The organism is Hahella sp. NS-SX17, from assembly GCF_057367735.1.
The window spans coordinates 4,505,899-4,520,643 of record NZ_CM170632.1 but is presented as its reverse complement, the minus strand read 5'-3'; the positions used below and the strand labels follow the sequence as shown (position 1 = coordinate 4,520,643).

Annotated in this window: 12 protein-coding genes; 6 read left to right on the top strand and 6 right to left on the bottom strand. The window is 54.0% G+C overall.

Annotated elements, in window-relative coordinates:
• Nucleotides 1-17 precede the first annotated feature (17 nt).
• Nucleotides 18-605: an SCO family protein gene (locus AC2IBB_RS19885; RefSeq protein WP_486328498.1), complete on the bottom strand. Its 588-nt coding sequence runs from the start codon at nucleotides 603-605 to the stop codon at nucleotides 18-20.
• Between the two features lie 30 nt (nucleotides 606-635).
• Nucleotides 636-1,496: a cytochrome c oxidase assembly protein gene (locus AC2IBB_RS19880; protein ID WP_486328497.1), complete on the bottom strand. Its 861-nt coding sequence runs from the start codon at nucleotides 1,494-1,496 to the stop codon at nucleotides 636-638.
• 186 nt (nucleotides 1,497-1,682) lie between these two features.
• Here AC2IBB_RS19880 and AC2IBB_RS19875 point away from each other — a divergent pair, with 186 nt between their 5' ends.
• A complete protein-coding gene (locus AC2IBB_RS19875) occupies nucleotides 1,683-2,735 on the top strand; it encodes a nucleotidyltransferase family protein (protein WP_486328496.1) in 1,053 nt (350 codons plus the stop codon).
• 57 nt (nucleotides 2,736-2,792) lie between these two features.
• Here AC2IBB_RS19875 and AC2IBB_RS19870 read toward each other — a convergent pair whose 3' ends face one another.
• Nucleotides 2,793-3,503 carry a phosphoadenylyl-sulfate reductase gene (locus AC2IBB_RS19870; protein WP_486328495.1) on the bottom strand — a complete coding sequence of 237 codons (711 nt, stop codon included), beginning with the start codon at nucleotides 3,501-3,503 and terminating at the stop codon, nucleotides 2,793-2,795.
• Between the two features lie 248 nt (nucleotides 3,504-3,751).
• Here AC2IBB_RS19870 and AC2IBB_RS19865 point away from each other — a divergent pair, with 248 nt between their 5' ends.
• Complete coding sequence (locus tag AC2IBB_RS19865; protein WP_486328494.1) at nucleotides 3,752-4,216, top strand: hypothetical protein; 465 nt, start codon at nucleotides 3,752-3,754, stop codon at nucleotides 4,214-4,216.
• Nucleotides 4,217-4,265: 49 nt separating this feature from the next.
• Here AC2IBB_RS19865 and AC2IBB_RS19860 read toward each other — a convergent pair whose 3' ends face one another.
• The 3 genes from AC2IBB_RS19860 to AC2IBB_RS19850 form a co-directional block, all read right to left on the bottom strand.
• Entirely contained in the window at nucleotides 4,266-5,189 is a 924-nt protein-coding gene (locus tag AC2IBB_RS19860; protein WP_486328493.1) for a hypothetical protein, read from the bottom strand.
• Nucleotides 5,180-5,401: a hypothetical protein gene (locus AC2IBB_RS19855; protein ID WP_486328492.1), complete on the bottom strand. Its 222-nt coding sequence runs from the start codon at nucleotides 5,399-5,401 to the stop codon at nucleotides 5,180-5,182. The genes AC2IBB_RS19860 and AC2IBB_RS19855 overlap by 10 nt, the downstream gene beginning before the upstream one ends.
• A gap of 480 nt (nucleotides 5,402-5,881) precedes the next feature.
• Complete coding sequence (locus AC2IBB_RS19850; RefSeq protein ID WP_486328491.1) at nucleotides 5,882-7,744, bottom strand: HAMP domain-containing protein; 1,863 nt, start codon at nucleotides 7,742-7,744, stop codon at nucleotides 5,882-5,884.
• A gap of 293 nt (nucleotides 7,745-8,037) precedes the next feature.
• On the opposite strand from AC2IBB_RS19850, the gene AC2IBB_RS19845 reads away from it, so the two are divergent.
• From AC2IBB_RS19845 to narI, 4 genes are read left to right on the top strand one after another with little or no spacing between them, the layout of a single operon-like run.
• Nucleotides 8,038-11,763, top strand: coding sequence for a nitrate reductase subunit alpha (locus AC2IBB_RS19845; RefSeq protein WP_486328490.1), 3,726 nt, complete (start codon nucleotides 8,038-8,040; stop codon nucleotides 11,761-11,763).
• 13 nt (nucleotides 11,764-11,776) lie between these two features.
• The gene (narH, locus tag AC2IBB_RS19840; RefSeq protein ID WP_486328489.1) at nucleotides 11,777-13,309 is read left to right on the top strand and encodes a nitrate reductase subunit beta; all 1,533 of its coding nucleotides are present in this window, start codon (nucleotides 11,777-11,779) and stop codon (nucleotides 13,307-13,309) included.
• 2 nt (nucleotides 13,310-13,311) lie between these two features.
• On the top strand, nucleotides 13,312-14,046 hold the full coding sequence (narJ, locus tag AC2IBB_RS19835; RefSeq protein WP_486328488.1) for a nitrate reductase molybdenum cofactor assembly chaperone: 735 nt from the start codon (nucleotides 13,312-13,314) through the stop codon (nucleotides 14,044-14,046).
• An 11-nt stretch (nucleotides 14,047-14,057) separates the two neighbouring features.
• Nucleotides 14,058-14,738 carry a respiratory nitrate reductase subunit gamma gene (narI, locus tag AC2IBB_RS19830; protein ID WP_486328487.1) on the top strand — a complete coding sequence of 227 codons (681 nt, stop codon included), beginning with the start codon at nucleotides 14,058-14,060 and terminating at the stop codon, nucleotides 14,736-14,738.
• Nucleotides 14,739-14,745: the final 7 nt, after the last annotated feature.

The following is a 14,745-nucleotide window of genomic DNA, read 5'->3' as shown; positions in this document are numbered from 1 at the left end:
GTCGCAATAACTAAACATTAGCTTTTAAGAAGCTGGACCAGATCCTTGGCGATCATGTCGGCGCTCAGGTCATCCCGCAGCAACAGGCGGGCTTTGCCGTTCGCGTCGAACACGAAGGCGGCGGAGCTGTGCGAGACGTCATAATTGCCGGAATCATCGGGGTTACCATAACCGAACGCCACCCGGTAACGCTTGGTGACTGACTGTAGAGCGTCCATATCTCCAGTAAGGCCGACAAACTCCGGCCCAAAGGCGTCGGTATAAGCTTTGAGTTGTTTTGGCGCATCTCTTTTGGGATCGACGCTGACGAACAGAATATTGATGCGCTGCTGTTCGGAAGCCTCCAGTTTACTCAGCGCGGATTTCAGCCGGGCGAGGGTAGTGGGGCAGATATCCGGACAATAGGTGTAGCCGAAAAACAGAATATTGTACTTGCCTTCGAAGTCTTTCTCCGACACGGGGGCTGCGTTTTCGCTTTGCAGGGAAAACTTCAGCTCCGGCAACATGCCGCTGATATCGGTCCCTGACCATTCCAGCGGCTCCTGACTACAAGCGCCGGTCAGCGCCATTACGATTGCGATAAATACGAGGCGTATCGCCGTCACGAAGGGATCTCCTTAATAGTCTCTGAAAACTCAAGCAGCGCCGGTGAGAGCGCCAGTGCTGCGGGCGCTCGCCATATCCTGGCGTCGGATATAGGATAACATCACCAAAATGGCGATAGCGCTCATCATCGCGGGCGGAATCCAGGTGATCACGCCGCCCACCATCTGGTCCGCTTCCGGTGCAATGGGAAACGCCCGTCCGCAGATGGCGTAGATGTCGTAAAGGGTGGACTCCGACAGCGTAATGTATGCGCCCAGCAGAATCTGGGGCACCATAATGGCTAATAAAATGATGATGCGCCAGCCGAAAGAAGGACCTTGCTGAGGCGAAGGATTCAGGATCAGCCACCAAAACAGCAGACCATCCAGAAACATGCTCCAGTTCATCAGGTGGTACAGTTTCAGGTCCAGCATGGCGTAAAAATGTATGGATGGCGTCAACCAGAAAAAGATGATGCCGACGAACAAAAAGGCGGCCAGAGGGGGGAACTGTAAAACCCGGTAGCACCACACTACCAAGCCCGCTCCAGGAGTCGCGCGGTAGTTGATATTACGCAAGCGCTGAGGCAGGCCTGCTGCGAGTACTGTCCAAGGGGCGGCGAGTGCGATAAAAAAGGGGCCGAGATGGTGCAACACCAAGTGCTGGAAACGATGGGCGAAAAACAGGAACTGGGCGTAATAGTCGAAACGGGTGTGTAGGACAGCGTAAGTGATCGCCACGCCGATGAAGAAAGATAAGGAGCGGGCGAAGCCGACAGGATGACCCGTTGCGCGCAATCTGCGCAAGCCGCGTATGTACAGCGTGACTGTGACCAGAGAAACTAAAACGACCGAAGGGTAAAATTCCCAAGGCGCGAGAACGGTAATCCATGTCGGAGCACTTTCGGGCATGAGCAACCTTTCCGTTATACCGCCGCGTCCAAAAGAGGGCGGAGGTGATTTTAAGTTATTGTTATTCAATTCTGTTCGGCAGAGTCCTTGTTTTACCAGTCGGCACAGGAAATGACAATAACCCCGGCGCGGTGAAAAATACGGTACGCGCCGGCGAAATAACGATCTATATGACAGGAGTGAGTTTTGGGCGGTAACGCATTGAAAGATTACGGCGCGCAGCGCTTGCCGACTGCGGACGCTTTGCGCATTGGCGAAAAGGCTCGTCTTGCAATACTGGCATTGCAGTGTCATGACGGAGTGCCGGTACGCGCGGAGATAGTTACCGCGTATCGGAAGAAAGAAACCTTCGGCGACATTGATATTGTGGTCAGCGATTGCGTCAAACGTGAACTTGGCAATGCTTTCGTCGCTGAGTTACTGGGTAACGTATTGGGAGACGGAAAACCGCTGCCGTATATCGCTAACGGTGGTGTGGCCAGTTTTGGCGCCCCCTTGGAGCAGAATGGGGTCTTTCAGGTAGATCTGCTGTACACGCCTGCGTCTCAGTTCGATTTCGCATTAAGTTACTTTTCCTGGAACGACGCCGGCAACCTGATTGGGCGCGTCGCCCATAAAATGGGAATGAAATTTGGTCACAACGGCCTGTGGCTGCCGTTTCGGGAAGGGGATTATTTGTTTACCGAAGTGCTGGTGACGCGGAATTTCGACAAAGCCGTCAGCTTTTTAGGATTTGACATAACTCGCTGGAAGCAGGGCTTTGATGACCTGATCCAGTTGTATCAATTTATTTCAACTTCCAAATACTTCGATAAGAACATCTATTTACTGGAGAATCGCAGTCACAACGCCCGCGTCCGCGACGCCAAGCGTCCCACTTATACGGGCTTCCTGAATTGGTTGCGTGAAGTTTATGAGGGCGAGGATTTTAGGGACTGGCCAGAATGCAAAACCGCTTGGTTGCCGCAGATCTTCGCCGCGTTTCCAGAAGCGGAAGCCGAATGGCGGGGCGCTGAGGCGGATCTGGTCCGACAGCGTGAGATCAAGCGTAAATTCAATGGCGAGTTAGTCAGCGGCCTGTCTGGTTTGACCGGAACCGAACTGGGGGCGTTGATGCAGCAGATCCGCCATGGCTTTACGGATAAAAACGCATTTGAGTCTTTTATATTGCGTGCTTCAGAAAGCGAAATCGAAGAACTTGTGGCTCTGCAAAAGTGTGTATTGGACGGGGAGAAGTAAAGGGGAGAGGGATCGAGTGATAAGGGCGGCGGTATGGCCGCCGCATTTGCATCAAGCTTACAGGTGCAGACCGCACTCCGTCTTTTCTTTACCCTGCCAGCGTCCTGCGCGTTCTTCCCCTTTACGGGTGCAGTGCTCGCAGCCGATTGAGGAGTAGCCTTCGCTCACGAGAGGGTGGAAGGGCAGGTTGTGATCGCGAATATAAGCGTCACGCTCTTCTTTGGTGACGTCAATCATCGGATTGAATTTGATGATGCCGCGACGCTCTTCAAAAATCTGCAGGCCGGCGCGGTGCTCGGTCTGCCAACTCATCAGGCTGGATACCCAGATGTCGTAGTTCTCTTTCACTTCTTCCAGCGGCTGAACCTTGTTCACGGTGCAGCACAGGTCTGGGTCAGTTTCCCACAGGCGCTCGCTTACAGAATAAGCATGATGATGCCTGTCCGGCTTCACGTCCTCCACATTCAACCCATACAAACGGGTGAGGTAATCCCTGTACTCCAGGGTTTCATTGAAGTGGAATTGAGTATCAATGAAGTGAATTCTCTGCGAGGGTCGGATGCGTGAAATAATGTGCAAGAAGTAAGCGGAGGTGGCGGCGAACGATGACGTCACCAACACTTTCTCGGGTGCGAAATCCTGATACAGGCGACGGATACGCGCTTCAAAATCAAGCGGAGCATAGGAGGCGTTCAAATCGGCGATGGCTTCGTAAGAAAGCCCTGCGCTGTTGTCGCCTATGCGTGTTATCAGTTGCGCGCTGTTCATGAATCGGTCATCTCCAGACTACGGGTCATCAAGTCACGGGATTCATGATACGGAACGAACATAAAATTTAAAGTAATAAAAAATTCTATTGTTATGCGTTTTTGTTAATTTTGGTGGCGAAGTGGTCTGCGAACATGCGCTATCTTTGCGTAGATATAACTTGATTAGTCTAAGGTTAAATCAGCTTGTCTAATTCGTTGACTGGACGAGTTGAGAATAGCTTAGCGCCTTCCAAAAGAGTGCTATAAATGAGTGTTGCAGATAGCTTGATAGACAGGTTTGTCGCTGCATGTGGAACGCACTGCAAGCCATACATACTGATAGAGCCGATTAATGAATTTCCAGAGAGTTGGGATGAAGACGGCTTGCGTGTTTATGTTAATGGTAAGCTTCATGAAGTAGGGTGCGTAGAAGTTAATTGGAAAGTCATTTCTTATAAAGAAATGTATCGGCAGCTTAGGCATATGTTGACCGTCTCATTGGTAGGGGAGTGCCCACCTTTTTTCAGGTCTAGTGAAGAAACTATAAATTGCTTTATTGAAGACTTTCTTTCACTTGTCGACGGTGGTTGCTATCTCTCTAATGCGAGATTCGTTAATGAGAACATCGAGCACAGCAATGTTTTTGAGCGTGATGATAGCTTCTCTGACTTGGCTTTAGTATGGATTAGCGCTGAGAGGTTCGCCCTTATCGCACATAGAGGGTTCGATTAGTCATTGTGTATGGTTATATCAAAAAAGCCGCCCGGAGGCGGCTCATGACTTAGCTTTCGATGGATGATTCAACCGTATTGGTCTGCTGAATCTTTTGCTCCAGCGTGTGAAGGCTGCAGATGAGTTTTATCACGTAAACGAGGTAGGCGATGCTTAGCCCCAGCAAGATTAGTGACAGCAGCCCCATGAAGATGACGGTCGCTTTGTCCGGGTATCTGACGGTTACCGATATCAGGGTGATGAAAAGCCAGCCGCATAACAGGCTAATGAAGATATAGCGTACCCGGTCCGCCAGCTGCGCCTCGCGAGCATTGACGTCCCCCAAAGCGCCTTTGACAGTTAGCGCCCAGCGGCTGAGGCTGCTGCACAGCCAGAAAATATTGAATACCGGAATCGCCATCAACCAGGCCATGTATTTTGGCGAATGAGGGCGTTTGGATTCAGGAATCACCCGCCACTGGACGTATGTCATCAACATCAGTGAAACAAGTGAATAAGTGGTGGCGAACAGGTAAGTGATCAGGACGTAGATCAGCTCGTCACTTGCGCCATACATGAATGAGGACTTTTTCGAGAATACCAGAATGCTGGTGTATACGCTCATGACGCTGGCTGCGGCGAGCAGGGTAAGAGTAAATCCACCCAATGCCTTGGTGGAGTCTCTAAGTCTGTCCACTCTTTCCTTTTTGAAAAGCAGAAAGCCGATGAGAGTGATGATCATTCCTTGTTGAAGACCCCCACCAATCGCTGAATACAGGCCGAAAATGAACCTGTCGCCGCTCGTATCCAAATAAAAAGTGAAGGGAAATAGCAAGTAATAAAGTGCGCTTGCAATCAAACATAACGCCAAGGCGACGACTAGCGCGCTGCTGCGGAAGTAGCGCAGTAGAATGATGGCGGCGAGGCTGTTAAAGGTAATTGGGAAAAGATTCTGCGCCAGAATATTGGCGAACTCCACGAATGTCATATCCATAATGGCGGGCTTTCTGTAGCTGATGGGTTTCTTAAAGGTAGCCGGCGAGGATAAACGATAGCGTTATCAAAATAAAATTTCGCAAGCCTGTCATAGAGTTGTGAAAAGATATCGGAGCGTGGGCTGATCAGCGAAGAGATAAGAATGGGGGATTTTAAAATGCGAAGGCCAGAAAAACAAAAAGCGCAATATCCATATTGCGCCTTTTCCATTTGATGCTTCCTTTTGCCGGTTCCAGCGGCTCTTTTGCTATCCTTGCTGCAGTCCTTTGCGGGCTTTCCATGCCGCGTTTTCGCATCCGTTGTGGCTATATTAGCCATGGCTTGGTAGGGAGGATAGACGACATATCTGCATTATCTGTAGGATATTTCGCACACCCTGGCGTCCCGCCTGTTCATCCCTCAATCCTTCATCCCATCCAGCCTCGGTGTCCGTACCTGCTGTGTCTGACTCCATTCAGTCGACGCGTCCGAGCGTTCGTGCTCCACAAAGAAAAAGACGCAACGTTCCATGCTGCGTCTTCCGTGTCAGATGCTTCCCTTGTTGCCTATTTCCGTCGGCGTTGGTCGTCCTTGTTGCTTCCTTGCTTCATGTCCTTATGTGTCAGCGCATCCTCTTGGTGCCTATATTAGGGTGGGGAAGGGTAGGAAAATAGACGCGATGTCTGCATTGCGTGTGAGATATTTCCTACATTATTCGGCGTATGAGATTCTGCGCTCCTGTACGTAGCTGGGAGTGAAGCTGAACAGCACGCCGGTGCCGCCTTCCGGCATGCGCTGAATAGCCAGTTCGCCGTGCAGGTTGCGGGTGCGCTCGCGCATGATAGCGAGACCGTAGTGGTTGAGCTTCTCCGGGTCCTCGGGAATGCCGACGCCATTGTCAGTGATGGCTAAAGTGACTTTTTTCATCGGGTCCGAATGCAACGACACCATGACCAGATTGCCTTGAGAATGACGGACAGCGTTCTGCAGCGCCTCCCGTGTGATCTGCAGCAAGTGAATTTCCTCGTTGGGGGAGAAGGGAATGTCCTCCACCCGGTAATCCAGCACGATTTTAACGTTTGTGCTTTGCTCAGTAAGTTGCTCAACGGTATGCAAAATCGCCGCATGCAGGCCTTTCTCGGAAATGCTCAGGCGGAATGTAGTGAGCAGCTCGCGCAATTGCCGATAAGCGGAGGTGATGCCCTCCTTCAGTTCTGCGGTAATACCGTCGATTTGTTCGTCTTCCACCTGTTTGGATTGCAAGGCGCGGGTCAGGCGCGCCACCTGTATCTTCAGGTAGGAAAGGCTTTGCGCTAAGGAATCGTGCAGCTCCCGGGCGATAACGTTACGCTCGTTCATCAGAGATACCCGTCGCTCCTGGTCGCCCTGATTTTTTAAACTCAGAGCGATCGCCACCTGATCGGCGAAAGACTGCAACAACTGATGCTGCCAGCCTTCCAAAAACTGGCTGTTGTGCAGAGAACAAACGATGACGCCATATTGCACGCCTTCCTTGATCAGTGGGTAACGCACCTGCACCTCGTCATTGTCCCGGCACACCTGGGCTTTCTCCACCATGCACTTTTCGCATTCCTGGCGCTGACAGGTTGAAGGCAGCTCCGTCATATAATCGTTGCGAATGTGTTCATAGGGAATCACTGCTTCGGGGGTTTTCAGGCAAAGTTCGACGCTGCCGACGGCGGTGATGCTGGTGAGTTCCTCCAGCCAGGCCTGAAAATCAATATTCTCATGAGTTTTCTCGCTGACCTCCCGGGCCAGATGGTAGAGAAAGTTCAAGGAATCATTGCTGCGCTTCAGCGCCTGGGTTTTGTTTTTGACTCGCGTCTCCAGCGACTCGTACATCTCCGACAGCGCAGCGCTCATTTGATTGAAGGTCTCCGCCAGCAGGCCCAGTTCGTCGTCGTTTTTCACCTCCAGACGATCACTGAAATCACCGCGGGCGATCTTGCGGGCGTTTTGCGTCAGGCTGCGTAAAGGCAGCTCGACATGATGATGGAGAATGAGTAGGGAAAAGCTGACCAGGGCGAAGGTGAAGAAGAGGGCGCTAATCTGTATCAGGCGCAGGTTCTCGATGCGATTTTCCGCGCGGATCTGATAGAGCTGCACCAAGTTGTCTATTTCATCGACAAACTTGTCGATTTTTTCGCCCAATTGGTCCGCAACACGACGGTCTGGATTGCGGGCGTAGGTGGCGATAAAACCGCTGACATCTTTCTCCCAGCTCTCACGGACCTGCAGGAATTGTCGGTGGAGCTCCGAGGAATCGTCTTTCATGGCTTCCGCCACCAGCACGGGGCTTTCTATGCGTTCTGCAAACTGGCGGGTCAGCGCCGCTACGAAATCTGAGGAAGGCGCATCCAGGGTCAGCAGCCGCGCCTGCATGCGGTAGCTTTGCATGCGCAGCGAGCCGGCGATATTCACCGCCTCTGCATCTTTTTCCGCCGACTCGGAGATAAAGAATGACGCCAGCATGGTGATCATCGCCAGCGACACCATGGCGATCATCAGGGCGCCCATTCGGAAGATCAGTGATTTCTGGAACCGCGCAATCATCGTTTCGAACTCCTTCCAGGGGGGAGTACTACCAAAGAACCGAGACCTGTCGTTAGCTCAATCAATCTATGCTTCCAATGTATAACTTATTGAAAAATATGAACAACGCTTTTTTCGCCTCTACCCCCTAAGAGGTATGCGCCAGAGGATACTGACGCGTCCTCAAAAAACCGCTTTGATTTGCATCAATTATAGTCCCCCGGGCTCTCCTAGAATGAATTTGAAATTAAAAAACGACCTGTCTCTAACGCTGTGCTCCATGCTTCGAAGCAGGTTCTGATGAGGAGTCCGACATGAGCCATTTTCTGGATAGACTGCAGTTTTTCAAACGCAAAGGAGAGACTTTCGCGGATGGACACGGCGCCACCACCAAAGACGATCGTAGTTGGGAGGACGGTTATCGCCGTCGTTGGCAGCATGACAAAATCGTTCGCTCCACGCACGGGGTGAATTGCACTGGCTCCTGTAGCTGGAAGATCTACGTCAAAGACGGTCTGGTGACCTGGGAAACCCAGCAGACCGACTATCCTCGCACGCGCCCGGACCTCCCCAATCATGAACCCAGAGGGTGCCCGCGAGGCGCCAGTTATTCCTGGTACATCTACAGCGCTAACCGGCTCAAGTATCCCAAAGTCAGACAAAGCCTGATCAAGCTGTGGCGCGAAGCGAAGCAAAGGCACGATGACCCCGTCGACGCCTGGGAGAGCATTGTCGAAGATCCAGAGAAAGCCAAGTCCTACAAGCAGCGCCGTGGCCTGGGCGGATTCGTGCGCAGTTCATGGAATGAGGTTAACGAGATTATCGCCGCCGCCAACGTCTATACCGCGAAGCGTTATGGGCCAGACCGTATCTCCGGATTTTCGCCGATTCCCGCCATGTCCATGGTGTCCTACGCCGCCGGCTCCCGCTATTTGTCACTGATCGGCGGCAATTGCCTGAGCTTCTATGACTGGTATTGCGACTTGCCGCCAGCGTCTCCGCAAATCTGGGGCGAGCAGACCGACGTACCGGAGGCGGCGGACTGGTACAACTCCAACTACATCATCGCCTGGGGCTCCAATGTGCCGCAGACCCGTACGCCTGACGCGCACTTCCTGACAGAAGTGCGTTACAAAGGAACCAAGACCTGCGTCATCACCTCGGACTATTCGGAGTGCTCCAAATTCGGCGATACCTGGCTGGCGCCCAAACAGGGAACCGACTCCGCGCTGGCCATGGCGTTTGGCCATGTGATTCTGAAAGACTTTCACGTGGATAATCCCAGTGAATATTTCACTGACTACGTGCGCCGCTACACCGACATGCCCATGCTGGTCATGCTGGAAGAGCACGAAGGCCGTTACATTCAAGGCCGTTTCCTGCGCGCTTCGGACCTGTCCGGCAATCTGGGGCAGGACAACAATCCGGAATGGAAAACCATCGCGGTTAACGAAGCTACCGGCGAGCTGGTCTCCCCCACCGGCTCTGTGGGGTATCGCTGGGGCGAGCAGGGCAAATGGAATATCCAGCAACTGGACGGGAAGTCCGGCGCGGAAGTGAAACTGGCGCTCAGTCTGAAGAATATCAGCGATGAAATCGCGCCAGTGGCGTTTCCCTATTTTGGCGGGCAGGAGCACGAATATGACTACTTCCAGCACACCGATCACGATGAACTGCTGATTCGTAAAGTGCCGGTGAAGCACGTGCAACTGGCGGACGGCTCCATGGTTAAAGTGGCCTGCGTATTCGATCTGACCGTAGCCAACTATGGCGTCGACAATGGCTATGACGACCCAGCCTGCGCCAAGGATTACTCCGACGATATTCCCTACACGCCGGCCTGGCAGGAAAAAATCACCGGCGTTCCTCAGGCGGATGTTATTCGCGTGGCGCGCGAGTTCGCACGCAATGCGGATAAAACCCATGGCCGCTCTATGGTCATTGTCGGGGCTGCGCTGAACCACTGGTATCACATGGACATGAACTACCGCGGGCTGATCAACATGTTGATGCTGTGCGGTTGCGTCGGCCAAAGCGGCGGCGGCTGGGCGCATTATGTGGGGCAGGAGAAGCTGCGTCCTCAGTGCGGCTGGCTGCCTCTGGCGTTTGGGTTGGACTGGCAACGTCCGCCCCGGCAGATGAACGGCACCTCCTTCTTTTATAACCATGCCGACCAATGGCGCTATGAAAAACTGCAGATGACGGAGGTGGTGTCGCCCCTCGCGGACAAAGGCAAATGGAGCGCCTCCATCATTGATTACAACACCCGCGCCGAGCGTATGGGTTGGCTGCCGTCTGCGCCGCAACTGGGCATGAACCCGCTGATGCTGACCAAGGAAGCGGCGATGGAGGGGATGGACCCGAAAGACTACGCCGTCAAACTGTTGAAAGAAGGACAACTGAAATTCGCTTGTGAGGACCCGGATAACCCGCAGAACTATCCCCGCAATATGTTTATCTGGCGCAGTAATTTGCTGGGTTCCTCCGGCAAAGGCCATGAATACATGCTGCGGCACCTGTTGGGAACCAAGCACGGCCTGCTTGGCAAAGACCTGGGTGAAATGGGGGAAACCAAGCCAGACGACGTGACCTGGCGCGACGAAGCGCCGGAAGGCAAGGTGGACCTGCTGGTGACGCTGGACTTCCGTATGTCCACCACCTGTCTGTATTCCGACATTGTGTTACCCACAGCGACCTGGTACGAAAAGGACGATCTGAATACGTCAGATATGCATCCTTTCATTCATCCCCTGTCCAAAGCGGTGGACCCAGTGTGGGAGGCGCGCAGCGACTGGGACATTTTCAAAGGCATCGCCAAGCAATTTTCAGTTGCGGCGCAAGGCCATCTGGGCGTGGAAAAAGACTTGGTGACCGTGCCGATTCTGCATGACACCCCGGCGGAAATCGCCCAGCCATTTGGTGTACAACATTGGTGGAAAGGCGAGTGCGACCTGATTCCCGGCAAGACGGCGCCTAACATGGTCGTGGTGGAGCGGGACTATCCCAACACCTACAACCGCTTCACTTCTATCGGCCCCCTGCTGGACAAACTGGGCAACGGCGGCAAAGGCATCAACTGGGATACTAAAGAGGAAGTGGCGTTCCTCGCCAAACTGAACCTGACTCATGACGAAGACAGCGCCCGCGGCGGACGTCCCAGAATTGAAAGCGCCATCGATGCGGCGGAAGTGATTCTGTCCCTGGCGCCGGAGACCAACGGCCATGTGGCGGTGAAAGCCTGGGAAGCATTGGGGCGCGCCACGGGTCTCGATCACACCCACTTGGCGCGGCCGAAAGAGGAAGAAAAAATCCGCTTCCGCGACATCGTAGCGCAGCCCCGCAAGATTATTTCCTCTCCTACCTGGTCTGGGCTGGAGGATGAACATGTGAGCTATAACGCAGGCTACACCAACGTCCATGAGCTGATTCCCTGGCGCACCATCACCGGTCGTCAGCAGTTCTATCAGGACCATGAATGGATGCGCGACTTCGGCGAAACCATGTGCGTCTACAAGCCGCCGATCAACCTGAAAACCACCTCGCCGGTGATGAACAGCAAACCCAACGGCAACAAGGAGATTCTGCTCAACTGGATTACGCCGCACCAGAAATGGGGCATTCACAGCACCTACTCGGACAACCTGCTGATGCTGACTTTGTCCCGGGGCGGCCCCATCGTGTGGATGAGCGAAACCGACGCCAAGAAGGCTGGCCTGGAGGATAACGACTGGATAGAAGTGTTCAACGTCAACGGCTCCATCGCTGCGAGGGCGGTGGTCTCGCAGCGAGTGCCGGAAGGCATGGCGATGATGTATCACGCGCAGGAGCGGATCATCAACACTCCCGGAGCGGAAATGACCCAGACCCGGGGTGGCATTCACAACTCCGTGACCCGCGCGGTCATGAAGCCGACTCATATGATCGGCGGCTACGCACAGCAGTCATACGGCTTTAACTACTACGGCACCGTCGGCTGCAACCGCGATGAGTTCGTCATCGTGCGCAAAATGAACAATGTTGACTGGCTAGATACAGAGTGATTGGAGACAGATTATGAAAGTACGCGCTCAAATCGGAATGGTCCTGAATCTCGACAAGTGTATCGGCTGTCACACCTGCTCCATCACCTGCAAGAATGTATGGACGTCGCGGGAAGGGGTGGAGTACGCCTGGTTCAACAACGTGGAAAGTAAGCCCGGCGTCGGCTATCCCAAAGAGTGGGAGAATCAGGAGAAATGGAAAGGCGGCTGGAAACGCGGCGCCGACGGAACGTTGAAGCCGCGCATCGGCGGCCGTCATCGGGTGTTGGCGAATATTTTCGGCAATCCAGACCTGCCGACAATCGATGAGTATTACGAACCCTTCGATTACGACTATCAATATCTGCACACCGCGCCGGATCGCAAGCATCAGCCCACCGCGCGTCCGCGCTCGCTGATTGACGGCCGCCGCATGGAGAAAATCGAATGGGGCCCTAACTGGGAGGAAATCCTGGGCACGGAATTCGCCAAGCGCCGCAAAGACAAAAACTTTGATCAGGTGCAGGCGGACATGTACGGCGAGTTTGAAAAAACCTTCCTGATGTATCTGCCGCGCTTGTGCGAGCACTGTTTGAATCCCGCCTGTGTGGCTTCCTGTCCCAGTGGCGCCATCTATAAGCGGGAAGAGGACGGTATTGTATTGATCGATCAGGACAAATGCCGGGGCTGGAGAATGTGCGTCTCCGCCTGTCCCTACAAAAAGATCTATTACAACTGGAAGAGCGGTAAGTCCGAGAAATGCATCTTCTGCTATCCGCGCATAGAAAGCGGGCAGCCGACTGTCTGTTCGGAAACCTGCGTCGGCCGCATCCGCTATCTGGGCGTGTTGCTGTACGACGCGGATCGCATCAAAGACGCGGCCTCCGCCGCTTCGGATCAGGACCTGTATCAGGCGCAGTGCGACATCTTCCTGGACCCGCATGATCCCAAAGTGCAGGAAGCGGCGCGGGCGGAAGGCATTCCCCAGGCCTGGCTGGAGGCGGCCATGCAGTCGCCAGTCTACAAGATGGCGATTGACTGGAAAGTGGCGCTGCCGCTGCACCCGGAATACCGCACCTTACCCATGGTTTGGTACGTGCCGCCGCTCAGCCCGATCCAGAATGCGGTGGAGCAGGGACATGTGGGCATGAACGGCGAGATTCCGGACCTGAAAAGCCTGCGTATTCCCCTGCGTTATCTTGCCAACATGCTGACGGCGGGAGATGAGGCGCCGGTAGTGCGGGCGCTGGAGCGCATGATCGCCATGCGCGCCTACATGCGGGCCAAGCATGTGGATAAGGTCGAGGACCTGAAAGTGCTTGAGCAGGTGGGGCTGACCAGGTCTCTGGTGGAAGACATGTATCGCATCATGGCCCTGGCCAATTACGAAGACCGCTTTGTGATTCCCACCACCCACCGGGAATACGCGGAGAACGCTTACGATCTCAAGAGCAGTTGCGGCTTCAGCTTCGGCAATGGCTGCTCCGACGGCGACAACCCGGTGAACCTGTTTGGCGGTAAACAGGCGACGGTGCGTCAGGTCATACCGGTGCGGCAGGAGGATTAATCATGGTCATTTTGAAGTTGATATCCCGGTTGTTGGATTACCCCACCGAGGAACTGTATGCAAGTTCGGCGCTTGTCAGAGGCTTGGTTAAGGATGACCAGCTTCTGACAACCTTAACCCGGCGACGTCTGGAAAATTTTATCGACGATTTTTTCAGTCGCGATGTATTGGATTTGCAAAGTGAATACGACGGCCTGTTCGAACGCGGTCGGGCGGTATCCCTGCACCTGTTTGAGCATGTGCATGGCGAATCCCGGGATCGCGGACAGGCCATGGTCAACCTGCTGCAACAATATCGTGAGGCGGGCCTGGAAATCAGCGTGCGCGAATTGCCGGATTATCTGCCGGTCTACCTTGAATTCGCCGCGACGCAGGGCGAACAGGCGCGAGGCTGGCTGCAGGACGTGGCGCATATTCTCGCTCTGCTGGCGGCGCGTCTGGAAGAGCGCGACAGTCCCTACGCTCTGTTGGTCCATGCGTTGATTGAGCTTTCTGAGGTGGACGTGAACTTGGCGTCTCTGCGTGAACAGATCAAGGGCGAAGAGCGAGACGACACGCCGGAAGCCTTGGACAAAATCTGGGAGGAAGAAGCGGTGTCCTTCACGCAGGACAGCGCTATGAACAGTTGCGGCGACGCGCGTTATCGTCCGGCGGCGAGCCAGCGTAAAGACGACGTCATGCCGGTGCAGTTACTGGACCCTGCGGCGATAGCCGGGCGCCAGTCCAATCTGGGTTGAGGAGAAATACCATGAGCTATATCAATACACTTCTGTTTTCCGTTTACCCTTATATCGCGCTGGCGGTCTTTTTCCTCGGCAGTCTGATTCGCTACGACAGAGATCAGTACACCTGGAAGACCAGCTCCAGCCAGATTTTCGAAAGTCGTCAACTGCGTATCGGCAGCATTCTGTTTCATATTGGCGTCATCGCTATTCTGGCAGGTCATTTTGTCGGCTTGCTCACCCCCAAAGCGGTTTGGCATGTCCTGGGCATTTCAACCAGCTTTAAACAAGCCATGGCGATGGGAATTGGCGGGTTGTTCGGCATTATCTGCTTCGCCGGACTGACCATGTTGATCAAGCGTCGCCTGACCAATCCGCGGGTGCGCGCCAACTCCAGCAAAATGGACATCGCTATTCTGCTGCTGCTCTACGCACAACTGATTCTCGGACTGCTTAGCATCTTCGTCTCCGCTGGTCATATGGACGGCGCCGAGATGCTCAAGCTGATGAACTGGGCGCAGTCTCTGGCGACCTTCAATGCGGCGGAGGCGGCAGCGGCGGTTAGCGGCGTGCATATGATCTATAAACTGCACATCTTCCTGGGAATGACTCTGTTCCTGCTGTTTCCATTCAGCCGGTTGGTGCATGTATGGAGCGTTCCGGTGCGCTACTTCACCCGCAACTACCAAGTCGTTCGGGCGCGATAACCCCTTT

Excerpts from the sequence above, each read along its gene's own strand:
- AC2IBB_RS19880 (WP_486328497.1), bottom strand. The coding sequence starts at position 1,496 with ATGCCCGAAAGTGCTCCGACATGGATTACCGTTCTCGCGCCTTGGGAA.
- AC2IBB_RS19870 (WP_486328495.1), bottom strand. The coding sequence starts at position 3,503 with ATGAACAGCGCGCAACTGATAACACGCATAGGCGACAACAGCGCAGGG.
- AC2IBB_RS19865 (WP_486328494.1), top strand. The coding sequence starts at position 3,752 with ATGAGTGTTGCAGATAGCTTGATAGACAGGTTTGTCGCTGCATGTGGA.
- AC2IBB_RS19860 (WP_486328493.1), bottom strand. The coding sequence starts at position 5,189 with ATGGATATGACATTCGTGGAGTTCGCCAATATTCTGGCGCAGAATCTT.
- AC2IBB_RS19855 (WP_486328492.1), bottom strand. The coding sequence starts at position 5,401 with ATGGAAAAGGCGCAATATGGATATTGCGCTTTTTGTTTTTCTGGCCTT.
- AC2IBB_RS19850 (WP_486328491.1), bottom strand. The coding sequence starts at position 7,744 with ATGATTGCGCGGTTCCAGAAATCACTGATCTTCCGAATGGGCGCCCTG.
- AC2IBB_RS19845 (WP_486328490.1), top strand. The coding sequence starts at position 8,038 with ATGAGCCATTTTCTGGATAGACTGCAGTTTTTCAAACGCAAAGGAGAG.
- narH (WP_486328489.1), top strand. The coding sequence starts at position 11,777 with ATGAAAGTACGCGCTCAAATCGGAATGGTCCTGAATCTCGACAAGTGT.
- narJ (WP_486328488.1), top strand. The coding sequence starts at position 13,312 with ATGGTCATTTTGAAGTTGATATCCCGGTTGTTGGATTACCCCACCGAG.
- narI (WP_486328487.1), top strand. The coding sequence starts at position 14,058 with ATGAGCTATATCAATACACTTCTGTTTTCCGTTTACCCTTATATCGCG.